We start from the raw sequence: 23,108 nt of genomic DNA on the forward strand, positions 1-23,108 counted from the left end.
GGCTGCGGCGTACGGCTAGCCGTACATCCGCCGCATCGCGAACTCGACCATCTGCTCCACGGCCTTCGCGTCGAAGACCATGCGGTGCTCGCCCTCCATGTCCAGGACGAAGCCGTAGCCGGTGGGGAGCAGGTCGATCACCTCGGCGCCGGTGATGACGAAGTACTTGGACTCCTTGCCCGCGTACCGCCGCAGCTCCTTCAGCGAGGTGAACATCGGGATCACCGGCTGCTGGGTGTTGTGCAGGGCGAGGAAGCCGGGGTTGTCGCCGCGCGGGCAGTAGACCTTCGACGTGGCGAAGACCTGCTGGAAGTCCTCGGCGGACATCTGCCCGGTGGTGAAGGCCCGCACCGCGTCCGCGAGCGAGGGCGGGGACGGCTCGGGGTAGAGCGGCGGCTGCTGGCCGTACCCACCGACGCCGCCCGGCTGCTGCGGCGGGGCGTACTGCTGCTGTGCACCGACGTTCTGGTCATAGCCGTACATGGGCGCAAGCGTACCGAGAGCGGCCGGGAGGGCGGGCCGGTACCGCCATGCGGGCAAACCGACAGCGACTTGACAGCGAGTCGACAGTCCGCGCCCTGGTTTCCCACAGCCGCCGCTCCTAGCGTCGGCATGACGAGGGGAGCGCCCCCCGAAAAGGCCCGCACCAGCGAGGGGACACCATGCACCGCCACCACGACGACGAGGTCCACGAGCACGACAGAGGGCTGTCCCACGACCTTCCCGTCCTCGCCCGCCGCCGCATGATCCGCCTGATGGCGGGCGCGAGCCTGGTGCCGCTGGTGGGCTGCACGTCGCAGGACGACACCTCGGCGGCCTCGTCCTCCTCTTCCTCGGCCGCCTCCTCCGGCGGCTCCTCCTCGGCCGCCTCCTCCTCGTCCGCCGAGTGCGCGACCATCCCGGGCGAGACCGCCGGGCCCTACCCGGGCGACGGCTCGAACGGCGTGAACGTCCTCAAGGAGAGCGGCGTCGTCCGCAGCGACATCACCAAGAGCTTCGGTGACTCCGCGGGCGGCACCGCGGAGGGCGTACCGCTGACCGTCACGCTCACGGTCGTCGACGCGGCTTCCGGCTGCGGGACGCCGAAGAAGGGCGCCGCCGTCTACCTGTGGCACGCCGACCGGGACGGCAGGTACTCCCTGTACTCCGAGGGCGTCACGGAGGAGAACTACCTGCGGGGCGTCCAGGAGGCGGACGACAAGGGCCAGGTCACTTTCAAGAGCGTCTTCCCCGGCTGCTACGACGGCCGCTGGCCGCACATCCACTTCGAGGTCTACGGCAGCCTGGCCGACGCCACGGCGGCCACGTCCATCACCAACACCTCGCAGCTCGCCTTTCCCAAGGACACCTGCGACACCGTGTACGCCACGGACGGCTACGACCAAAGTGTGACGAATCTCAGCCGTATCTCCCTGGAGACGGACAACATCTTCAGCGACGGTTACGAACAGCAGCTCGCCACGATGTCCGGCAGTGCCGAGCAGGGCTACACCGCCACGCTGACCGTTCCGGTGTGATCCGGTGTGACCTGTCACAGATCACGGATCGGGGTTGCGTCTTATTACTGGCGGGTAGCATCATCGTAGCTACTTGTTGGTACGTGAACTAGCGCGAGGAACCAAGTGCCTCGCCGATCCCTCTCTACGGAGCCGTGACCATGGGGCACTACAAGTCGAATCTCCGCGACATCGAGTTCAACCTCTTCGAAGTACTCGGACGCGACAAGCTGTACGGCACGGGTCCGTTCGAGGAGATGGACGTCGACACCGCGAAAAGCATCCTCGAGGAGCTGACGCGGCTCGCGGAGAACGAGCTGGCCGAGTCCTTCGCGGACGCAGACCGCAACCCGCCGGTCTTCGACCCGGAGACCAACACCGCGCCGGTCCCGGCGTCCTTCAAGAAGAGCTACAAGGCCTTTATGGACTCCGAGTACTGGCGTCTGGGGCTGCCCGAGGCGATCGGCGGCACGACGGCCCCGCCGTCCCTGATCTGGTCGTACGCGGAGCTGATCCTCGGCTCGAACCCGGCCGTGTGGATGTACTCCTCCGGCCCGGCGTTCGCCGGGATCCTCTACGACGAGGGCAACGAGGTCCAGAAGAAGATCGCCCAGATCGCGGTCGAGCGGACCTGGGGCTCCACGATGGTGCTGACCGAGCCGGACGCCGGTTCGGACGTGGGCGCCGGCCGTACCAAGGCGATCCAGCAGGAGGACGGCTCCTGGCACATCGAGGGCGTGAAGCGCTTCATCACGTCCGGTGAGCACGACATGGAGGAGAACATCCTCCACTACGTCCTCGCCCGCCCCGAGGGCCACGGCCCCGGCACCAAGGGCCTGTCCCTGTTCCTCGTCCCGAAGTACCTCTTCGACTTCGAGACCGGCGAGCTGGGCGAGCGCAACGGCGTCTACGCCACGAACGTCGAGCACAAGATGGGCCTGAAGGCCTCCAACACCTGCGAGATGACGTTCGGCGACAAGCACCCCGCCAAGGGCTGGCTGATCGGCGACAAGCACGACGGCATCCGCCAGATGTTCCGCATCATCGAGTTCGCCCGCATGATGGTCGGCACGAAGGCGATCTCCACGCTGTCGACGGGCTACCTCAACGCGCTGGAGTACGCCAAGGAGCGCGTCCAGGGTCCGGACCTCGCGAACTTCATGGACAAGACCGCGCCCAAGGTCACCATCACCCACCACCCGGACGTGCGCCGCTCGCTGATGACGCAGAAGGCGTACGCAGAGGGCATGCGCGCGCTGGTGCTCTACACGGCCTCGATCCAGGACGCGATCCAGGTCAAGGAGGCGGCCGGCGAGGACGCCAAGGCCGAGCACGCGCTCAACGACCTGCTCCTGCCGATCGTCAAGGGCTACGGCTCCGAGAAGGGCTACGAGCAGCTCGCCCAGTCGCTGCAGACCTTCGGTGGCTCCGGCTTCCTGCAGGAGTACCCGATCGAGCAGTACATCCGCGACTCCAAGATCGACACCCTGTACGAGGGCACCACGGCGATCCAGGGCCAGGACTTCTTCTTCCGGAAGATCGTCCGCAACCAGGGCGCCGCGCTGAACTCGCTCGCCGAGGACATCAAGAAGTTCCTCGCGGTCGGCGAGGGCGGCGAGGAGCTGGCGGGCGCCCGCGAGCACCTGGCCAAGGCGGCCGTCGAGCTGGAGGCCATCGTCGGCCTGATGCTGACCGACCTCGCGGCCACCGAGCAGGACGTCAAGAACATCTACAAGGTGGGCCTGAACACCACCCGCCTGCTGATGGCTTCCGGTGACGTCGTCGTCGGCTACCTGCTGCTCAAGGGCGCCGCGGTCGCCGCCGAGAAGCTGGCGAACGCCTCCGCCAAGGACAAGGCGTTCTACCAGGGCAAGATCGCGGCGGCGAAGTTCTTCGCGGCCAACGTCCTGCCGGGCGTCACCGGTGCGCGCAAGCTCGCCGAGCACGTCGAGCTGGACCTGATGGAGCTGGACGAGGCCGCGTTCTAGGCACTGGTTCCGGGTTCCTGGTTCCGGGTTCTGGGCACTGATTCCGGCCAGGCGTTCCCGTCACTCACGGACAATCCGCATCGCCCTCACGAGGGCCCGCTCCTCTTCACCGGGAGCGGGCCCTCGTACGTCGTTAAGGTGAACCCCATGAGCGAACCCCCCCGCTTCGACCGCGGCCACACCGACGACCTCATGTCCTTCCTTGCGGCGAGCCCCTCGCCGTACCACGCCGTGGCGAACACCGCCGAGCGGCTGGAAAAGGCCGGCTTCAGGCAGGTCGCGGAGACGGACGCCTGGGACGGGTCGAGCGGCGGCAAGTACGTGCTGCGCGGTGGCGCGATCGTGGCCTGGTACGTCCCCGAGGGCGCGGCGCCCCACACGCCGTTCCGGATCGTCGGCGCGCACACCGACTCCCCCAACCTGCGCGTCAAGCCGCTGCCCGACAGCGGGGCGCACGGCTGGCGGCAGGTGGCCGTGGAGATCTACGGCGGGCCGCTGCTCAACTCCTGGCTCGACCGTGACCTGGGGCTGGCGGGCCGGCTGTCGCTGCGGGACGGCACGACGCGGCTGGTGAACGTGGACCGCCCGCTCCTCCGGGTCCCCCAGCTCGCGATCCACCTCGACCGTTCCGTGTCGGCGGAGGGGCTCAAGCTCGACAAGCAGCGGCATCTGCAGCCGATCTGGGGCCTCGGCAACGACGTGCGCGACGGCGACCTGATCGCCTTCCTGGAGGAGACGGCGGGTCTCGCGGCGGGCGAGGTCACGGGCTGGGACCTGATGACGTACTCCGTGGAGCCGCCGGCGTACCTGGGCCGGGACAAGGAGCTGGTCGCCGGCCCCCGCATGGACAACCTGCTCTCGGTGCACGCGGCCGCGGCGGCGCTGGCCGCGGCGGCGACCTCGGGTGCGGCCCTGCCCGCCATCCCGGTGCTGGCCGCCTTCGACCACGAGGAGAACGGCTCGCAGAGCGACACGGGTGCCGACGGGCCGCTGCTGGGCGGCGTCCTGGAGCGTTCGGTGTTCGCGCGCGGAGGGTCGTACGAGGACAAGGCACGCGCCTTCGCGGCCACGGTCTGTCTCTCCTCCGACACGGGCCACGCGGTCCACCCCAACTACGCGGAGCGCCACGACCCGACGCACCACCCGCGCGTCAACGGCGGGCCGATCCTCAAGGTCAACGTCAACAACCGCTACGCCACGGACGGTTCGGGCCGGGCGGTGTGGGCGGCGGCCTGCGAGAAGGCCGAGGTGCCCTTCCAGTCCTTCGTCTCCAACAACTCGATGCCCTGCGGCACGACCATCGGCCCGATCACCGCGGCCCGGCACGGCATCAAGACCGTCGACATCGGGGTGGCGATCCTGTCGATGCACAGCGCACGGGAGTTGTGCGGGGCGGACGACCCGTGGCTGCTCGCGAACTCCTTGGTCGCGTTCCTGGAGGGGTAGTTCCCGCAGGGTGGGGTACTCGCCTCCGACCGGAACCACCGGACAGGGAGGCGACAACTCATGGGCCTCGGCGGGTGCATCATCCTCATCGCCGTGGGAGCCATCCTCACGTTCGCGACCGACTGGGACATGCAGGGTGTCAATCTCGACCTCGTCGGAATCATCCTGATGATCGTCGGACTGATCGGAACCACGACGTTCAGCAGCATCGCCAGGCGCCGACGCGTGGTGGTCCCGCCGTCGACGCCGGTCGTCGACGAGACCGGCCACCACCACAGGCGGGACGGCTACAGCGACGGTTACGGCGTCTGAGCGTCCATCCCCGCAAGCACCAACGGCAGGCGGGGCGTGCCGGTCTCCGAGAGGCGGACCGGCACGCCCCAGTCCTGCTGATGGACATGGCACGCGGGGTACTCGTTGCCTGCGTCGTCGTCGCAGGACGCCGCCATCGCCGAGACGTGCAGAACGCCCTCGGAGACAGCCGGGTTGAGTTCCAGGGTGCGGACGAGATCGGTGTCCGCGCCCTCACCGGCGAGCAGCAACTCGGGCGGCGTCGACGAGACCAGCAGGCGCGTCGAGGGGCCGTAGCGCGTGTCCAGCTTCTGGCCCGCAGGCGCCTCGAAGATCACGTCCAACTGGAGCTTGCCCGGGGCGACTTAGGTGGCGGCACGCTGGGTGCGGTGGGCGACCGCCTCGACGCGTACGGCCTCCTCCGGCAGGCGCAGCCGGGTCAGCCGGTGCCGGGCCGACTCCACGACCACGATGTCGTCCCCGGCGAGCACCGCGTCCGACGGCTCCCGCAGGTCCGTGGCGAGGGTGGTGACCTCACCGGTCGCGGGGTCGTAGCGGCGCAGGGCGTGGTTGTAGGTGTCGCTGACGGCGACCGAGCCGTCGGGGAGGGCCGTGACGCCCAACGGGTGCTGCAGCAGCGCCTGTTCGGCGGCGCCGTCACGGTGCCCGAAGTCGAAGAGGCCGGTGCCGACGGCGGTGTGGACGGCGCCGTCGAGGTCGACCCAGCGCAGCGCCGAGGTCTCCGAGTCGGCCAGCCACAACCGCTCGGGCGTCGCCGCGAGGCCGGACGGCTGGGCGAACCAGGCCTCGGCGGCGGGGCCGTCGACGAGCCCCTCGTTGGTGGTTCCGGCGGTGACGGACACTGTGCTGTCAGCCGGGTCGTACGCCCACAGTTGGTGGACGCCGGCCATGGCGATCCAGAGCCTGTCGTTCCACCAGGCCACGTCCCAGGGTGAGGAGAGTTCGACGTCCCTCGCGGGGCCCGAGGTGGCCCCTCCCTGCATCCACTGGAAGCCCGTCCCCGCAACGGTCGTGGTCCGGCCCGTTTCGGGATCGAAGCGCCGGATCAGATGGTTCACCGTGTCGGCGACCGCCACGGTCCCGTCCGGCAGGAGGGCCAGCCCCTGCGGCTCCTGGAACCGCGCCCGGTCCGGGTAACCGTCCGTGGCGCCGCGGCTGCCCTGACCGATCCGCCGTACGACGGTCTCCCCGTCCGCCGCCAGCTCCACCAGCTGATGCCGGGTGGTGTCGCTGACCAGGAAGTTCCCGCTCGGCAGAAGCAGTGCCTTGCCCGGAAAACGCAGCACCGTCGGCTCCGGCTCCGGCGCCACGTACGGCCCGTCGCCGCGCCGCAACGTCCCCTTGGCCTCGTGCTCGGCCTCCAGTTCGCCGACGAGCCGCTCGATGGCGTGCACATGGCCCTCACCGGCGTGCTGCGCGACGACGTACCCCTCCGGGTCGATCACGACGAGCGTCGGCCAGGCCCGTACCGCGTACTGCTTCCAGGTGGCGAGCTCGGGGTCGTCCAGGACGGGATGCCCGACGCCGTACCGCTCCACGGCGTCGACGACCGCCCGGTGCTCGGCCTCGTGCACGAACTTCGGCGAGTGCACCCCGATGACGACCACCGTGTCCGCGTGCTTCTCCTCCAGCTCCCGCAACTCGTCCAGGACATGTAGGCAGTTGATGCAGCAGAACGTCCAGAAGTCCAGGATCACGATGCGTCCGCGCAGGTCGGCGAGGGTGTACGGGCGGCCGCCCGTGTTCAGCCAGCCGCCCTTGCCGATCAGCTCGGGGGCACGGACGCGGACGCGACGGGGGGTCGGGGCCGGGGATGAGTCGGTCATGGCTCAAGCGTGCCACCCGGCACTGACAGTCACGACCGGCCGTCACGTCAGGGCGTGCCCCGTGGTGGCGTCCACATGGTCCGGCACGTCGTCGTGGCGGTCGCCGACCGTGAGGGTGCCGGTGGGCTCCAGGACCAGGATCGCGGAGGGCGTCGGAGCGTACGGCTTGTGCTCGGTGCCGCGCGGGACGGTGAAGACGCTGCCCTTCGGGAGGACCACCGTGCGTTCCCCGGCCGGCTCCCGCAGGGAGACGTGCAGTTCGCCCTCCAGGACCAGGAAGAACTCGTCGGTGTGGTCGTGCACGTGCCAGACGTGCTCGCCCTCGACCCTTGCGATGCGTACGTCGTAGTCGTTGACGGTGGTGACGATGCGGGGGCTCCACCGGTCGGTGAAGGACGCGAGGGCCTGGGCGAGGGAGATGGGTTCGCTGGTCATGTACGTCATGCTCGGCGATGGCCCGGCGCGGGCACGAGTGCTAGAAATCGCATATGCCGCAAGGATCCTCTCAACCGCATCGCGTGGTTCTCGTGGTCGACGAGAACTCGAATCCGTTCGAGATGAGCTGTGCGATCGAGGTCTTCGGACTGCGCAGGCCGGAACTGGGGCGGGAGCTGTACGACTTCGGGCTGTGCGCCGCCCAGCCCCTGACCCGTATGCGCGACGGCTTCTTCACGCTCACCGGAGTCGCGGGGCTGGAGGCCGCCGAGGAGGCGGACACGCTGATCGTCCCCAACCGCCCGGACACCGATACGCCCCGGTCACGTCAGGTGCTGGAGGTCGTGCGCCGGGCACACGCGCGTGGCGCCCGGTTGCTCGGCTTCTGCTCCGGGGCGTTCACGATCGCGGAGGCCGGGCTCCTGGACGGTCGGCGCGCGGCATGCCACTGGATGTGGGCGGAGTCGTTCCGGGCGCGGTTCCCGGAGGTCCGTCTCGAGCCGGACGTGCTCTTCGTCGACGACGGGGACATCCTCACCGCCTCCGGCAGCGCGTCGGCGCTCGACCTGGGCCTGCATGTCGTACGACGTGACCACGGCGCCGAGATCGCCAACCACGTCTCCCGGAGGCTGGTGTTCGCCGCGCACCGGGACGGCGGGCAGAAGCAGTTCGTGGAGCGGCCGGTGCCGGACGTGCCGGACGAGTCGCTGGGACCGCTGCTGGCGTGGGCGCAGGAACGGCTGGGCGAGCCGCTGACGGTGGCGGACCTGGCCGAGCGGGCGGCGGTGTCGCCCGCCACCCTGCACCGCCGCTTCCGGGCACAGCTCGGGACGACGCCGCTGGCCTGGCTGACGGGGGAGCGGGTGGCGCTCGCGTGCCGACTGATCGAGCGCGGTGAGGAGCGGCTGGACGTCGTGGCGGCGAGGAGCGGACTCGGCACCGCGGCGAACCTCCGCGCGCGCGTGCGGCGCGAGACGGGGCTCAGCCCGTCGGCCTACAGACGGCGTTTCGGGCCGGGCGGCGGGGAACCCCTCGTCCCATGAGATTCCTCGTACGCGACCGGCTCCTCGGCATCGGTGACGACTACTGGATCGAGGACGACCGGGGCAACAAGGTGTTCCTCGTCGACGGCAAGGCGATGCGGCTGCGGGACACCTTCGAGCTGAAGGACACACAGGGGCGCGTCCTCATCGACATCCACCAGAAGATGCTGTCCCTGCGCGACACGATGGTGATCGAGCGGGACGGCGAGCCGCTCGCGAAGATCCGCCGCAAGCGGCTGTCCCTGCTGCGCAACCACTACCGGGTGACCCTCGCGGACGGCAGCACGGAGCTGGACGTCAGCGGCAAGATCCTCGACCGGGAGTTCGCGATCGAGTACGACGGCGAGCTGCTGGCCGTCGTCTCCCGGCGCTGGCTGCACGTCCGCGAGACGTACGGCGTGGACGTCGTACGGGACGACGCGGACCCGGCCCTGCTGATCGCGGTGGCGGTGTGCGTGATCCACCTCGCGGAGAAGGAGCACGGGGACGACTGAGGAGCGCGGGGGCGTTAGCGGCGCGGAGGCGTCCGCGGCTCGGAGGCGTCCGCGGCTCGGGGATGCCAGCGGCTCGGTGCCGTCCGCGGCACGGAGGCGTCCGCGCTCGGGGATGTCAGCGGCTCGGGGATGTCAGCGGCTCGGGGATGTCAGCGGCTCGGGGATGTCAGCGGCTCCGTGCCGTCAGCGGCTCGGCGGCGTCAGCCCCAGCATCCTGTCCTTCAGCGCCGGGAACTGCTCCCGGGTCGCCGCCACCTTCGCCGGGTCGAACTCCACCGTGAGGACCTGCTCCCCCGCACCGGCCTCCGCCAGCACCTCGCCCCAGGGATCGACCACGATCGAGTGACCGGCCTGTGGAACTCCCGCGTGGGTCCCGGCCGTTCCACAGGCGAGCACGAACGCCTGGTTCTCCACCGCCCGCGCCTGAGCCAGCAGCGTCCAGTGCGCCCGGCGGCGCTCCGGCCAGCCCGCCGGAATGACCAGGGTCTCGGCGCCGGCGTCGACGAGGCCGCGGAAGAGTTCGGGGAAACGGAGGTCGTAACAGGTGCCCACACCAAGGGTGGTCTCGGGCAGACGGACCGTCACCAGTTCCTCGCCCGCGCCCATCAGCACCGCCTCGCCCTTGTCGAAGCCGAAGCGATGGATCTTCCGATACGCGGCGACCAGATCACCGGAGGGAGAGAAGACGAGAGAGGTGTTGTAGAGCGGCCCGTCGGGGTCCCGCTCGGGAATCGAGCCCGCGTGCAGCCATACGCCCGCGTCGCTCGCGGCCTTCGCCATCGCCTCGTACGTCGGCCCTTCGAGCGGTTCGGCCTCACTGGCGAACTCCTCGTAGGCGAACGCCCCGGTGGTCCACAGCTCGGGCAGGACGACGAGGTCGGCCACTCCGGCCTGTTCCCGCACGAGCGAGGCCGCCCTCACCCGACGTGAGGCGACCGATTCGTCCGCGTTGACGTCGATCTGGAGCAAAGAGGCGCGCACACTACCACCGTCCTGGCATTCGAGCGGTCCACACGGGCTTACACACGGGCCTACGATCGTCACACGAAAGCACTGCCGGGGTGCCTCACAGCAGCGTAACTTAGCGTTCCAAGACACCCGCCGACAGCAGCCGCCTCCCACTGGCAACGACGCCACAACCTGCCCGCGTACCGACGTACCAACCGCCGAGGGGTCCCGTTCCGTGAGTCTGCATCCCACCCTCCAGCCCTACGCCGACGCCTGGACCCACTCCATCGAAGCGATATCCGAGCTGGTGACGCCGCTGGTGGAGGGTGAGTGGAACCGGCGTACCCCGTGCCCGGGCTGGTCGGTCCGCGACATCGTGTCGCACGTCATCGGCCTGGACTGCGAGATGCTCGGCGACCCGCGCCCCATCCACACCCTCCCGCGCGACCTCTTCCACGTCACGAACGACCACCAGCGCTACATGGAGATGCAGGTCGACGTCCGCCGCCACCACACGGCGCCGGAGATGACGTCCGAGCTGGAGTACACGATCATCCGCCGCAACCGCCAGCTGCGGAACGAGTCCCGTGACCCCGGCACGAAGGTGCGCGGCCCGCTCGGCGCCGAGCTCACCCTCGAAGAGTCCATGCGGGCCCACGCGTTCGACATCTGGGTCCACGAACAGGACCTGCGCACCGCCCTCGGCCGCCCCGGCAACCTCGACTCCCCCGGCGCCCACGTGGCCCGCGACGTCCTGCTGTCCAAGCTCCCCGACATCGTCGCCACCAAGGCCGACGCCCCCCGCAGCTCGGCGATCGTCCTGGACGTCCACGGCCCGATCGAGTTCCTCCGCACGATCCGCATCGACATCCAGGGCCGCGGCACCCTCGAAACGGCCCCCGCCCTCGGCCCCGCCGCCACTCTCACCCTCGACTGGGAAACGTACGTCCGCCTGGCCTGCGGCCGCGTCACACCCGAGGCCGTCGCGGACCGCGTGAAGGCAGAGGGCGACCCGGGCCTGACGACAGCAATCCTGCGCAACTTCACGGTGACGCAGTAGCGACGACGTCACTTCCCGACGCCGGTCCAGGCATTCAGCCCGTCCGGCGTTTGAGGACGAGGCCCGTTCAGGGCCGACGGGGGTCCAGGGGGCGGAGCCCCCTGGCGGGGTCGAAGGGGCGGAGCCCCTTCAGGATGGGACGGGTAGGGGCGGCGGGGGCGAGAAAAACCGCTGCCCCCGGACGCACCGCCTCACACCGGAACGTGCACCGTCTCCACCCGGCTCGCAACCAACCGCTCCCGCTCCCGCCGAGCCGCCCGCCTCCGCAACCGCAGAATCTGACTCACCCCCACCGCCTGCAGCACGAACACCGCCGAGAACGCAACGCCGTAGTCACCCCCGGTCGCGTCCAACAGCACCCCCACCGCGAACAACGTCGTCATCGAGGCCACGAACCCACCCATGTTGGTGATCCCGGACGCCGTCCCCTGCCGCTCCGGCGGATTCGCCGGCCGCGCGAAGTCGAACCCGATCATCGACGCCGGCCCACACGCCCCGAGCACCGCGCACAACACGACCAGCAGCCACATCGGCGCCGTCTCCCCGGGCCAGACCAACGTCGCCGCCCACAGCAGCGCCGTCGCCCCCACGGTCCCCAGCGCCAGCGGCAGCCGCGCCTCGTGGTGCCGCGCGACGATCTGGCCGTAGACCAGCCCCACGACCATGTTCGACAGGACGACCAGAGTCAGCAGTTCACCGGCCGCCGCCCGGGACAGCCCCTGCGCCTCCACCAGGAAGGGCAGCCCCCACAGCAGCAGGAACACCATCGCCGGGAACTGCGTCGTGAAGTGCACCCACAGCCCCAGCCGCGTGCCCGGCTCCCGCCAGGACGCGGCGATCTGACGTCGTACGTACGCCGCGCCCCGATGCGGCAGCGGCTCCGGCTCGTGCCCCTCGGGGTGGTCCTTCAGGAACAGCAGCAACAGCACCAGCACGACGACACCCGCCGCCGCGCTGCCCGCGAACGCCGCCGTCCAGCCCACCCCGTGCAGCAGCCGCGCCAGCACCAGCGTGGAGACGAGGTTGCCCGCCATGCCCGCCAGCCCCGCGAACTGCGCGATCAGCGGACCGCGCCGGGCCGGGAACCACCGGGTGCCGAGCCGCAGCACGCTGATGAACGTCATCGCGTCGCCGCACCCCAGCAGGGCGCGCGAGGCGAGGGCCATGCCGTACGACGGGGAGAAGGCGAAGCCCAGTTGGCCCGCCGTGAACAGCACCACGCCCAGGGTCAGCACCTTCTTGGTGCCGAACCGGTCGACGAGCAGGCCGACGGGTATCTGCATGCCCGCGTACACGAGCAGCTGCAGGATCGAGAACGTCGACAGGGCCGAAGCGTTCACATGGAAGCGGTCCGCGGCGTCGAGACCGGCGACCCCCAGCGACGTACGGAAGATGACGGCGACGAAGTAGACCGAGACGCCAATGCCCCAGACGGCGAAGGCGCGGCGGCCGCCCGGAGGGTCGCCGGGCAGTGCGGCGGCCTTCATCGCTCCTCACCTCGCGCGAGATGCGAGAACCAGCCGATGTGCCGGTGAACCGTCCCGACCGCCGCCTCGGCGTCCCCGGAGCGCAGGGCCTCGAGGATCTCCTCGTGCTCGACGAGGGTCTTGGCGATCCGGTCGGGGTGGGAGTGCAGGACGGCGACGCCCATGCGCAGTTGCCGGTCGCGCAGTTGGTCGTACAGCCGCGACAGGATCTCGTTGCCGCCGCTGCGGACGATCTCGGCGTGGAAGCACCGGTCGGTGACGGCGGCAGCGGCGAGGTCGCCGGCGGCGGCCTGGGCCTTCTGCTGGGCGAGCAGTTCCTCCAGGCGCTCGATGAGCCCGGGGGGCGCGGGGACGGCCTTGCGCGCCGCGTGCTCCTCGACGAGCATCCGCGTCTCCACCACGTCCTTGATCTCCTGCGCGGAGACCGGCAGGACCAGGGCGCCCTTCTTCGGATAGAGCTTGATCAGCCCCTCGACCTCCAGCCGCAGCAGTGCCTCCCGCACCGGTGTGCGCGAGACCCCGACGGCCTCGGCGAGCTCGCCCTCGGTGAGCAGCGTCCCGCCCTCGTAACGGCGTTCCAGGACGCCCTGCTTGACGTGGGTGTAGACGCGGTCGGCGGCGGGTGGCTGCTTCAGGGAGGCGGGCGGGGAGGAAGGCATGCCCACAGCATAGATACAACACGTACGCATGGGGGCTTCGGTCCACCATGCGGACGAGGCGCGCCCCTGGGAGACAGCCCGCCGCACCAGCCACACAACCTTCTGTGCTAGTTACGTGTCACACACGTGCGGCCCACTTGTCTCTCCCTCCAAACTCGGCCGCATACAGGGGCATTCGACCAAATCGGGGTATTTCAGTTGATAACTGCCACCAAGGGCTTCCGCATCCGCAGGGCCGCAGCCGCCGTCGTGACCACCGGCGCGGTTCTCACCACCGGAGCCCTCACCGCGGCACCCGCGCAGGCCGCCACGGCACCCACCATCAGCGCCAAGGGCGGCTACCTGATGAACAGCGCGACCGGCAAGACCCTCTTCACCAAGGCTGCCGACACGAAGCGGCTCACCGCCTCCACCACGAAGATCATGACAGCCAAGGTGGTGCTCTCGCAGTCGAACCTGAACCTGGACACCAAGGTCACGATCAAGGGTGCCGTCAGCGACTACATGGTCGCCAAGGGGTATCCCTCGACGGCCAACCTGATCGTCGGCGACAAGGTCACCGTCCGCCAGCTGCTGTACGGGATGCTGCTCAAGTCGGGCTGTGACGCCGCGATGGCCCTCGCCGACAAGTTCGGCTCCGGCTCGACGGTGAACGCGCGCGTGAAGTCGTTCATCGGCAAGATGAACACCATGGCCAGGAGCCTGGGCATGACGAACACGCACTTCGACTCGTTCGACGGCATCAGCAACGGCTCCAACTACTCGACGCCGCGCGACCTGACGAAGGTCGCCCGGAGCGCGATGAAGAGCTCCACGTTCAAGACGGTGGTGAAGACCAAGTCGTACACGGCGAAGACCATCACCAAGACCGGCTCCATCCGCACGATGGCGGCGTGGAAGAACACCAACCTCCTGCTCGGCTGGAACGGCACGCTCGGCGTGAAGACCGGCTCCGGCACCGAGGCCAAGTACTGCCTCGTCTTCGCCGCCACCAAGAACGGCGAGTCGGTGATCGGCGCCGTCCTCACCGCGCCCTCCGAGGCCAAGCGCATGGAGGACGTGAAGAAGCTCATCAACTACGGCTACGCGAAGATCAGCTGACCTTCGCGTTCACCGGACAGAGGGCGGCCACTCGTCAGTGGCCGCCCTCGTCGCATGCATTACTTCCGTCCGCCGTACAACCCTTGCCGCTCCTCGTGAGTCTCCTGAGCGCCTCCCCCCTCCACATCGCAGATGTCCATCAGGGCATTTCGCACTTTCGGAGCGTTCATAGTGATAACCGGCATCAAGGGCGTACGTATCCGCAGAGCCGCAGCCGTCGTCGCCACCACCGGCGCGCTGGTCGCGGGCGGCGCCCTGTCCGCGCCCGCCCAGGCGGCGACCGCCCCCACGGTCAGCGCCAAGGGCGCGTTCATGCTCAACAGTGCGACGGGCTCCACGCTCTACAGCAAGTACGCCGACACCAAGCGGCCGATGGCGAGCACCACCAAGATCATGACGGCGCGGGTCGTGCTCAGCACGCCCGACCTGAACCTCGACCGCAAGATCACCATCAAGCAGGCCTACCGCGACTACGTCGCCGCCAAGGGCGCGAGCACCGCGGACCTGAAGACCGGTGACAAGGTCACCATCCGCCAGCTGCTGCACGCGATGATGCTGCCGTCCGGCTGCGACGCCGCGATGGCCCTCGCGGACACCTTCGGCACCGGTACGACGGTCTCGGCGCGCACCAAGTCCTTCATCAGCAAGATGAACACCAAGGCCGACGCGCTCGGCCTGACGAACACCCACTTCGACACGTTCGACGGCAACTCGACGCAGAACACGAACTACACGACCCCGCGCGACCTCGCCAAGCTCACGCGCAGCGCGATGAAGTACTCGACGTTCGCGGGCATCGTGAAGAAGCAGAAGACGGTGCAGTACGCGACGACGAGCACCGGCGGCACCCGCACCTACACCTGGTACAACACCAACAAGCTGCTGGGCTCCTACAGCGGCGCCATCGGTGTGAAGACCGGCACCAACACCCCGGCCGGCCCCTGCCTCGTCTTCGCCGGCACCCGCGACGGCAAGACGGTCGTCGGCGTCCTCCTCAACGACCAGTACCGCTTCACGGACGCCGCGAAGCTGATGGACTACGCCTTCGGCTCCAGCTCGGCGAGCACGATGCAGCTGCGCACCCTGCCGCAGGGCGCACAGCGCGACTGATCCGACCCGACATCACGCCCGACCCGACATGACGACGGCCCCCGCTCGATGCGGGGGCCGTCCTCGGTTCACGCCCAGGTGATCAGCCGCTTCGGCTGCTCCAGGATCGCCGCCACGTCCGCGAGGACCTTGGACCCCAACTCCCCGTCCACCAGCCGGTGGTCGAAGCTCAGCGCCAGCGTCGTCACCTGACGCGGCTTCACCTTGCCCTTGTGCACCCACGGCTGCAGCTTGATCGCGCCGACCGCGAGGATCGCGGACTCGCCGGGGTTGAGGATCGGTGTGCCGGTGTCGACGCCGAAGACGCCGACGTTGGTGATCGTGACCGTGCCGCCCTGCATCGCGGCGGGGCTGGTCCTGCCGTCCCGCGCCGTCGACACCAACTCGCCGAGCGCCTGCGCCAGTTGCGGGAGCGTCTTGGTGTGGGCGTCCTTGATGTTCGGGACGATGAGGCCGCGCGGGGTCGCCGCCGCGATGCCCAGGTTGACGTAGTGCTTCTGCACGATCTCCTGGTTCGCCTCGTCCCAGGACGCGTTGATGTCCGGGTTGCGCTTGATGGCGACCAGCAGGGCCTTGGAGATCAGCAGCAAGGGGTTCACGCGCAGACCGGCGAACTCCTTGTCCTCCTTGAGCTCCTCGACCAGCTTCATCGTGCGCGTCACGTCCACCGTCACGAACTCCGTGACATGCGGTGCCGTGAACGCCGAGCCGACCATCGCGGCCGCCGTCGCCTTGCGGACGCCCTTCACCGGGATACGGGTCTCACGGACCGTGTCGTACGTCGCCACCGGCGCCGGGGCGGCAGCCGGAGCGGCGGCCGGGACGACCTGCGGCACCGGTTCGGCGGCCGGGGCCGGCGGGGCCGCCGCCGCGTGGACGTCCTCGCGCGTGATGATGCCGTCGGGGCCGGTCGGCGTCACCGTGGCCAGGTCGACGCCCAGGTCCTTCGCGAGCTTGCGCACCGGCGGCTTCGCCAGCGGGCGGGGCTGCTCGGCGACCGGGGCCACGACCGGGTCCACGACCGCGGGACCATGCCCGTTCAGCTCGGACTGCAGTGCCTGCGCAGCTGCCGGGGCCTCCTGGGGCGAGGCCTCCGTCCCCTTGCGCGGGCGGCGCTTCGTCGAGGACGCGGCCACGCCGTAGCCGACCAGCACCGGCTGGCGGCCCGAGCCCTCGGCCTTGGGCTCCTCCTTCGGGGCCTGAGGCTCCGCGACCGGCGCCGCAGCGGCGGCCGCCGTCCCGCCGGCCACGTCGACCGCGATGATCGCCGTACCGACGTCCACCGTCGTGCCCTCGGGGAAGTGCAGCTCGCGGACCACCCCGTCGTACGGGATGGGCAGCTCGACGGCCGCCTTGGCCGTCTCGACCTCGCACACCACCTGCCCGTCGGTGACCGTGTCGCCCGGCTGGACGTACCACTTGAGGATCTCGGCCTCGGTGAGTCCCTCGCCCACGTCGGGCATCTTGAACTCGCGCACGGACGCTTCAGTCATCGTCGTCATGCCCCTCTCCTCAGTACGCCAGGGCACGGTCGACGGCGTCGAGCACCCGGTCCAGGCCCGGCAGGTACTCCTCCTCCAGGCGCGCCGGCGGGTACGGGGCGTGATAGCCGCCGACCCGGAGCACCGGGGCCTCCAGGTGGTAGAAGCAGCGCTCCGTGATCCGGGCGGCGATCTCCGCGCCCGAGCCGAAGAACACCGGGGCCTCGTGGACCACGACCAGGCGGCGGGTCTTCTCGACGGAGGCCTGGATGGAGTCGAAGTCGAGCGGGGAGACCGAGCGCAGGTCCAGGACCTCCAGGTTCCTGCCCTCCTCGGCCGCCGCGTCGGCGACCTCCTGGCACAGCTTCACCATCGGGCCGTACGCGGCCAGGGTGAGATCCGTGCCCTCGCGGACGACCTTCGCCTTGTGCAGCGGGCCCGGGATCGCCTCGGTGTTGACCTCTCCCTTGTCCCAGTAGCGGCGCTTCGGCTCGAAGAAGATCACCGGGTCGTCGCTCTGGATGGCCTGCTGCATCATCCAGTACGCGTCCGACGCGTTGGAGGGGCTGACGATCTTCAGGCCGGCCACGTGCGCGAAGAGCGCCTCGGGGGACTCGGAGTGGTGCTCGACCGCGCCGATGCCGCCGCCGTAGGGGATGCGGACGACGACCGGCAGCTTGACCTTGCCCAGCGAGCGCGCGTGCATCTTCGCGAGCTGCGTGACGATCTGGTCGTACGCCGGGAAGACGAAGCCGTCGAACTGGATCTCCACGACCGGGCGGTAACCGCGCAGGGCCAGGCCGATCGCGGTGCCGACGATGCCCGACTCCGCGAGCGGGGTGTCGATGACGCGGCTCTCGCCGAAGTCCTTCTGCAGGCCGTCCGTGACCCGGAAGACACCGCCGAGCTTGCCGACGTCCTCGCCCATGATCAGGACCTTGGGGTCGGAGTCCAGGGCGCGGCGCAGCGACTCGTTGATCGCCTTGGCCAGAGCCATCTTTTCCGCTGCCATGTCAGACCCCCTCTACGTCCGCGAACGACGCCTGGTAGGCGGCGAACTGGGCGCGCTCCTCGTCGACGAGCGCATGCCCGTCCGCGTACACGTTCTCGAAGATGGCGAAGTGGTCCGGGTCCGGCATGGCGCGGACCGCCTCGCGCACTCGTTTGCCCAACGCCTCGCTCTCGGTCTCCAGTTCCGCGAAGAATCCCTCGTCCGCGTGGTTTGAAGCCTCGAGATAGCGGCGAAGGCGCAGGATCGGGTCCTTCGCCTCCCAGGCCAGGCGCTCCTCGTCGCCGCGGTAGCGGGTCGGGTCGTCGGAGGTGGTGTGGGCGCCCATGCGGTACGTGTACGCCTCGACCAGCGTCGGCCCCTCGCCGGCGCGGGCACGCTCCAGCGCCCACTTCGTCACGGCGAGGCAGGCCAGGACGTCGTTGCCGTCGACGCGCACGCCGGGGAAGCCGAAGCCCTGCGCGCGCTGGTACAGCGGGACACGGGTCTGCTTCTCGGTCGGCTCGGAGATCGCCCACTGGTTGTTCTGGCAGAAGAACACCACGGGGGCGTTGTAGACCGCGGAGAAGGTGAACGATTCCGCGACGTCGCCCTGGCTGGAGGCGCCGTCGCCGAAGTAGGCGATGACCGCGCTGTCGGCGCCGTCCTTGGCGATGCCCATCGCGTAGCCCGTGGCGTGCAGCGTCTGGGAACCGATGACGATCGTGTAGAGCTGGAAGTTGTTGCTGTTGGGATCCCAGCCGCCGTTGTTCACGCCGCGGAACATGCCGAGCAGGTTCGTCGGGTCGACTCCGCGGCACCAGGCGACGCCGTGCTCGCGGTAGGTCGGGAAGACGTAGTCGTCCTCGCGGGTGGCCCGGCCGGAGCCGATCTGGGCGGCCTCCTGGCCGAGCAGCGACGCCCACAGACCCAGCTCGCCCTGGCGCTGCAGGGAGGTGGCCTCGGCGTCGAAGCGGCGGGTGAGCACCATGTCGCGGTAGAGGCCGCGGAGCTCCTCGGGGGTGATGCCGGCGACGTACTTGTCGTACTCGGCGTTCTTGACGCGCTTGCCCTCGGGCGTCAGCAGCTGGACGAGCTCGGGGTCCTTGCTCGTCGGTTTCCTGGTGGTTGTGGTCTTGCCGGCCGTGCTCTTGGTACCGGCGCTGCGTCGCGGTTTCCGCGCGGCAGTGCTCTCCACGGTCACGTGTGCTCCTCCGTCGGTCCGGCTACCCGGGTTCGCCGGGTGCCAGTGCGGCTCACCTGAAGCCCTACGGACGCACAGGGTGGGTGCGGCTCGTTGGGGGACAGGCGTGACAGGTGCCCCGGCGAGCGCCCTGCAAAAGGCACGTTACCCAGTGCTCCACATTTCTGTGAAACCCCTCCTGACCTGCGATTTTGCTTGGATATCCAAGTAAATCGCGAAAGCCGGGAACAAGTGCTGGTCACAGCCTTGCAGGGGGCCGGAACAACGGCACGTTATATCGGTGACCCAGGTCACGGGAAGAGTCGCCGGGGGGTGAGATCGGGTGCCCGTACCAACGGCACGCGCGCGTGGAGCCCGTTTCCGGGCCCGCACGCGCGCGTGAAGGTCGCTGTATTACAGCGGGACGGTTTAGGCCGCTCGGTCAGCCTGCGGTGCCGCCCGTCGGCGTCGGCAGCGTCGGCTCCTCGGTGGGCTCCTCCGTCGGCTCCTCGGTGGGCTCCTCGGTCGGATCCTCCGTGGGCTCGGCCGTGGTCGGCTCCTCCGTGGGCTCCTGCGTGGGCTCCTCGGTGGGCTCCTCCGTCGGCTCGTACGACTGCGTGTAGTCCGGGTCGGTGCCCGTGCCGGTGCCGTCGTCCGTGTAGTCGTCGGTCGGCTCCTCGGTCGGCTCGTCGCTCGGCGTCTCGCTGGCCTTGTCCTCGTCCTTGGTCTGCGAGGTGGTCGGCGTCTGCGTGGTGCCGGGGCCGTCCTTGGTGCCGTTGCCGTTGTTCATCGCCCACGCGACGCCCGCCGCGATCGCGATCACCGCGAGGACGGCCAGGATCCACAGCTTGCCGCGGCCGCTGCCCCGGTTGCCGTGCCCCTCGAAGCCGCCGTCGTCCCCGCCGCCGTACCCGGCGGGCAGGATCGGCTGCGGGATCTGCGTCGTACCGGAGCCGGAGTCGCCGGGGTGCCCCATGACGGTCGTGTGCGCGAAGCCGCCCGCCGGGGTGTGCCGGCCGTCGTGCATCGTCACCGGGCCGGTGTTCCAGGTGCCGGTGTGGCCGCCCTGGTCGTACAGCATCTGCAGGCCGTACTGGACGAGGCCGCGCATCTCCTCGGCCGTCTGGAACCGGTCGTCCGGCTCCTTGGCGAGCGAGCGCATGACGAGGCCGTCGAGCTCGGGCGGTGCCGCGTCGGAGACCTCGGACGGCGGGGTCGGGATGTCCTGGACGTGCTGGTAGACCACCGACAGCGGGGTCTCGCCGGTGAAAGGCGGGCGCAGCGCGAGGAGTTCGTAGAGCAGACAGCCCGTCGCGTACAGGTCGGAGCGGTGGTCGACCGCCTTGCCGAGCGCCTGCTCGGGCGACAGGTACTGCGGGGTGCCCATGACCATGCCGGTCTGCGTCATCGTCGACTGCGCGCCGTGCAGGGCGCGGGCGATGCCGAAGTCCATCACCTTCACGGCGCCGTTGTTGGTGATGATGACGTTGGCCGGCTTGATGTCGCGGTGCACGATGCCGTGCTGGTGCGAGTAGGCGAGCGCCTCGAGGACGCCGGAGACGATGATCAGGGCCTGCTCGGGGCCGGGCGCCTCGGCGTTGATGAGGAGGTCGCGGATGGTGCGGCCCTCGACGATCTCCATGACGATGTACGGCACGCTCTGGCCGTTCACGAAGTCCTCGCCGGAGTCGTACACGGCGACGATCGCATGGTGGTTGAGGCCGGCCACCGACTGGGCCTCGCGCGTGAAGCGGGCCTTGGAGACCGGGTCCTCGGCGAGATCGGAGCGGAGCAGCTTGACCGCCACGGTGCGTCCGAGGCGCACGTCCTCGGCCGCGAACACCTCGGCCATGCCGCCCCGGCCGAGTCTGCGGGTCAGCCGATAACGGCCGTCCCCGACAAGCCCGCCATTACCCCACATCTCCGGCGCGTCTGACATACCGCCGCCAGCCGCCTCGGGGTCGGACGGGCCCTGAGCGCGCTGCTGCTGTGCCATCAGTCCTCGCCGTCGTTTCTGCCCGCGGTGCGCGCGGTGTTGTTACGGTCTCCGTCGGCCACGCTACAGCCTTCGCGGGGGCCGTCGGTCCGAGACGGTCGCCCCAAACCGGAAGGAGACGGACCGGCCATCAAACCGGTACCCCGTCCCGTCGTGCAAATTCTGTGTACCGGCCGTACCGCCCCTGTAACGCTTCCGCGCCGCTTCCTTCGCGTACGGTCACGGAACGGGCACCGTGCTTGACCTGTCAGTGCCGTGGGGCAGACTTGGCCGGGAATAGCGCATTGGATCACTCGGATCGTTCGCATCACTCGCATCCGCCGATCCACGGCAATCGCAGGCGCCCAAAGAGGCTACGGGGGACGCAGAACATGAGCCAGGACGGCGCGCAGGGCCGGTACGCGGGTCGGTCACTCGCCGGCAACCGGTATCAGCTGCGCGACTTGCTCGGCGAGGGCGGCATGGCCTCGGTGCACCTCGCGTACGACTCCGTGCTCGACCGGCAGGTCGCGATCAAGACGCTGCACACCGAACTCGGCCGCGAGCAGGCGTTCCGCGAGCGCTTCCGCCGCGAGGCCCAGTCCGTGGCGAAGCTCACGCACACCAACATCGTCTCCGTCTTCGACACCGGCGAGGACACCCTCGACGGGATGACGACGCCGTACATCGTCATGGAGTACGTCGAGGGCCGGCCGCTCAGCTCGGTCTTCGACGAGGACGTACGGCAGTTCGGCGCGATGCCCGCCGACAAGGCGCTGAAGATCACCGCCGATGTGCTCGCGGCCCTGGAGATCAGCCACGAGACCGGGCTGGTCCACCGGGACATCAAGCCGGGCAACGTGATGATGACCAAGCGCGGCGTCGTCAAGGTGATGGACTTCGGCATCGCGCGGGCCATGCAGTCCGGTGTGACGTCGATGACACAGACCGGCATGGTGGTCGGCACCCCGCAGTACCTCTCGCCGGAACAGGCGCTGGGCCGGGCCGTGGACGCGCGCTCCGACCTGTACTCGGTCGGCATCATGCTGTTCCAACTGGTCACCGGACGGCTGCCGTTCGAGGCGGATTCGCCGCTGGCGATCGCGTACGCGCATGTGCAGGAGGAGCCGGTGGCTCCGTCCTCCGTCAACCGCGCCCTGCCGCCGGCCGTGGACGCGCTGGTCGCCCGCGCGCTGAGGAAGAATCCGAACGAACGCTTCCCGAGCGCCGAGTCCATGCGCGACGAGTGCCTGCGCGTGGCGGCTTCCTTCCAGGCGGCTCCGCCGAGCATCGTGCCGGGCGCGCAGACGCAGAGCGGCCAGGGCCTCGGCGCCGCGGTGTTCCCGCCCGTCGGCCAGGCGCCCCCGCCCTCGGGCCCCGTCCAGACGCCGTACCAGCAGACGCCGGCTCCGACCCCGGCCCCGAATCCGTACGGCACCCCGCCGCCGTCGATGCCCTCCCCGGCGTACGGCTATCCGCAGCAGCCCGGCTACCAGACGCCGCCGCCCGCGGCCTTCTCCCCGCAGCAGGGCCACCCGACCCCGCCGCCGTACACCCTCTCGCCCCAGCCCGGGACCACTTCGGGCGGCGGCAGGAACAACCGGCCGATGATCATCGGCTCGATCGTCGTGTCCATCGTCGCGGTGGTCGGCCTGATCGCGGCGCTGGCGCTGAACGGCGGCAGCGAGAACGAGGGCGGGGGCGGCGACGACCCGACCGCGACGGCCTCGGTGACGAAGGCGGCGGGCTACCGGGAAGGGGACAGCTCCAAGACGATCGAGACGTCCGAGTGCACCGAGCCGCAGGAGTCGTATCTCGACCCCGACAAGGTGACGATGCCGGACTTCACGTTCAAGTACTGGCCCTCGGTCGAGGAGTGCCTCGATGCCGCGGGGTGGGAGTACGAGAAGAAGGACGTGAACGAGAACACGTTCGGCCAGGGCACCGTCATGCGGCAGACGCCCAAGGCGCGTACGGACATCGATCCGGACGATCCGCCGACGATCACGTTCGAGGTCTCGACGGGCAATCCGGAGTGACGCGGTCCGCGGTGGCGTCAGCGATCTGACATCCGCG

Annotated in this window: 19 protein-coding genes and 1 pseudogene; 10 read left to right on the top strand and 10 right to left on the bottom strand. The window is 69.7% G+C overall.

Features of this window, described 5'->3' with window-relative positions; all coding sequences use genetic code 11:
• Positions 1–15 precede the first annotated feature (15 nt).
• Entirely contained in the window at positions 16–483 is a 468-nt protein-coding gene (locus tag ACZ7L6_RS16540; RefSeq protein ID WP_234763985.1) for an SseB family protein, read from the bottom strand.
• Positions 484–662: 179 nt separating this feature from the next.
• Between ACZ7L6_RS16540 and ACZ7L6_RS16545 the strand changes: the two genes are divergently transcribed.
• The 4 genes from ACZ7L6_RS16545 (at position 663) to ACZ7L6_RS16560 (ending at position 5,242) form a co-directional block, all read left to right on the top strand.
• Positions 663–1,517, top strand: coding sequence for an intradiol ring-cleavage dioxygenase (locus ACZ7L6_RS16545; protein ID WP_471924350.1), 855 nt, complete (start codon positions 663–665; stop codon positions 1,515–1,517).
• A gap of 140 nt (positions 1,518–1,657) precedes the next feature.
• The gene (locus tag ACZ7L6_RS16550; RefSeq protein WP_471924352.1) at positions 1,658–3,484 is read left to right on the top strand and encodes an acyl-CoA dehydrogenase; all 1,827 of its coding nucleotides are present in this window, start codon (positions 1,658–1,660) and stop codon (positions 3,482–3,484) included.
• 147 nt (positions 3,485–3,631) lie between these two features.
• Positions 3,632–4,930, top strand: a complete 1,299-nt coding sequence (locus ACZ7L6_RS16555) for a M18 family aminopeptidase (protein ID WP_471924354.1) — start codon at positions 3,632–3,634, stop codon at positions 4,928–4,930.
• A gap of 60 nt (positions 4,931–4,990) precedes the next feature.
• Positions 4,991–5,242 (top strand): DUF6458 family protein, encoded by a 252-nt coding sequence (locus ACZ7L6_RS16560; protein ID WP_301998974.1) that lies wholly within the window; start codon positions 4,991–4,993, stop codon positions 5,240–5,242.
• Here the strand turns inward: ACZ7L6_RS16560 and ACZ7L6_RS16565 are convergent.
• Positions 5,230–7,068: pseudogene (locus ACZ7L6_RS16565) on the bottom strand (NHL domain-containing thioredoxin family protein). The gene ACZ7L6_RS16560 and the pseudogene ACZ7L6_RS16565 sit on opposite strands and share 13 nt — an antisense overlap.
• 42 nt (positions 7,069–7,110) lie before the next feature.
• A complete protein-coding gene (locus ACZ7L6_RS16570; protein ID WP_471924356.1) occupies positions 7,111–7,503 on the bottom strand; it encodes a cupin domain-containing protein in 393 nt (130 codons plus the stop codon).
• 53 nt (positions 7,504–7,556) lie between these two features.
• Between ACZ7L6_RS16570 and ACZ7L6_RS16575 the strand changes: the two genes are divergently transcribed.
• Both ACZ7L6_RS16575 and ACZ7L6_RS16580 read left to right on the top strand, forming a co-directional pair.
• Entirely contained in the window at positions 7,557–8,546 is a 990-nt protein-coding gene (locus ACZ7L6_RS16575) for a helix-turn-helix domain-containing protein (protein WP_471924358.1), read from the top strand.
• On the top strand, positions 8,543–9,040 hold the full coding sequence (locus ACZ7L6_RS16580; protein ID WP_471924360.1) for an LURP-one-related/scramblase family protein: 498 nt from the start codon (positions 8,543–8,545) through the stop codon (positions 9,038–9,040). Before ACZ7L6_RS16575 ends, ACZ7L6_RS16580 begins: the two co-directional genes overlap by 4 nt.
• A 183-nt stretch (positions 9,041–9,223) precedes the next feature.
• Here ACZ7L6_RS16580 and ACZ7L6_RS16585 read toward each other — a convergent pair whose 3' ends face one another.
• A complete protein-coding gene (locus ACZ7L6_RS16585; protein WP_471924362.1) occupies positions 9,224–10,021 on the bottom strand; it encodes a carbon-nitrogen family hydrolase in 798 nt (265 codons plus the stop codon).
• Between the two features lie 202 nt (positions 10,022–10,223).
• On the opposite strand from ACZ7L6_RS16585, the gene ACZ7L6_RS16590 reads away from it, so the two are divergent.
• The gene (locus tag ACZ7L6_RS16590; protein ID WP_471924364.1) at positions 10,224–11,048 is read left to right on the top strand and encodes a maleylpyruvate isomerase family mycothiol-dependent enzyme; all 825 of its coding nucleotides are present in this window, start codon (positions 10,224–10,226) and stop codon (positions 11,046–11,048) included.
• Between the two features lie 191 nt (positions 11,049–11,239).
• On the opposite strand, the gene ACZ7L6_RS16595 is transcribed toward ACZ7L6_RS16590, so the two are convergent.
• Together ACZ7L6_RS16595 and ACZ7L6_RS16600 are read right to left on the bottom strand one after the other, a co-directional pair.
• On the bottom strand, positions 11,240–12,535 hold the full coding sequence (locus ACZ7L6_RS16595; protein WP_471924367.1) for an MFS transporter: 1,296 nt from the start codon (positions 12,533–12,535) through the stop codon (positions 11,240–11,242).
• A complete protein-coding gene (locus ACZ7L6_RS16600) occupies positions 12,532–13,194 on the bottom strand; it encodes a GntR family transcriptional regulator (RefSeq protein WP_471924369.1) in 663 nt (220 codons plus the stop codon). Before ACZ7L6_RS16600 ends, ACZ7L6_RS16595 begins: the two co-directional genes overlap by 4 nt.
• 198 nt (positions 13,195–13,392) lie before the next feature.
• On the opposite strand from ACZ7L6_RS16600, the gene ACZ7L6_RS16605 reads away from it, so the two are divergent.
• Together ACZ7L6_RS16605 and ACZ7L6_RS16610 are read left to right on the top strand one after the other, a co-directional pair.
• Entirely contained in the window at positions 13,393–14,295 is a 903-nt protein-coding gene (locus tag ACZ7L6_RS16605; RefSeq protein ID WP_471924371.1) for a D-alanyl-D-alanine carboxypeptidase family protein, read from the top strand.
• Positions 14,296–14,427: 132 nt separating this feature from the next.
• A complete protein-coding gene (locus ACZ7L6_RS16610) occupies positions 14,428–15,405 on the top strand; it encodes a D-alanyl-D-alanine carboxypeptidase family protein (RefSeq protein ID WP_471924373.1) in 978 nt (325 codons plus the stop codon).
• 68 nt (positions 15,406–15,473) lie between these two features.
• On the opposite strand, the gene ACZ7L6_RS16615 is transcribed toward ACZ7L6_RS16610, so the two are convergent.
• From ACZ7L6_RS16615 to ACZ7L6_RS16630, 4 genes are all read right to left on the bottom strand, one after another.
• A complete protein-coding gene (locus tag ACZ7L6_RS16615; protein ID WP_471924375.1) occupies positions 15,474–16,907 on the bottom strand; it encodes a dihydrolipoamide acetyltransferase family protein in 1,434 nt (477 codons plus the stop codon).
• 10 nt (positions 16,908–16,917) lie between these two features.
• The gene (locus ACZ7L6_RS16620) at positions 16,918–17,898 is read right to left on the bottom strand and encodes an alpha-ketoacid dehydrogenase subunit beta (RefSeq protein ID WP_433043839.1); all 981 of its coding nucleotides are present in this window, start codon (positions 17,896–17,898) and stop codon (positions 16,918–16,920) included.
• Between the two features lies 1 nt (position 17,899).
• On the bottom strand, positions 17,900–19,078 hold the full coding sequence (gene pdhA, locus ACZ7L6_RS16625; protein ID WP_471924377.1) for a pyruvate dehydrogenase (acetyl-transferring) E1 component subunit alpha: 1,179 nt from the start codon (positions 19,076–19,078) through the stop codon (positions 17,900–17,902).
• 421 nt (positions 19,079–19,499) lie between these two features.
• Positions 19,500–21,053, bottom strand: coding sequence for a protein kinase domain-containing protein (locus tag ACZ7L6_RS16630; protein WP_471924379.1), 1,554 nt, complete (start codon positions 21,051–21,053; stop codon positions 19,500–19,502).
• A 371-nt stretch (positions 21,054–21,424) separates the two neighbouring features.
• On the opposite strand from ACZ7L6_RS16630, the gene ACZ7L6_RS16635 reads away from it, so the two are divergent.
• Positions 21,425–23,071, top strand: a complete 1,647-nt coding sequence (locus ACZ7L6_RS16635) for a protein kinase domain-containing protein (protein ID WP_471924381.1) — start codon at positions 21,425–21,427, stop codon at positions 23,069–23,071.
• The last annotated feature ends 37 nt before the right edge of the window (positions 23,072–23,108 follow it).

Source organism: Streptomyces sp. NPDC107522, from assembly GCF_055657525.1.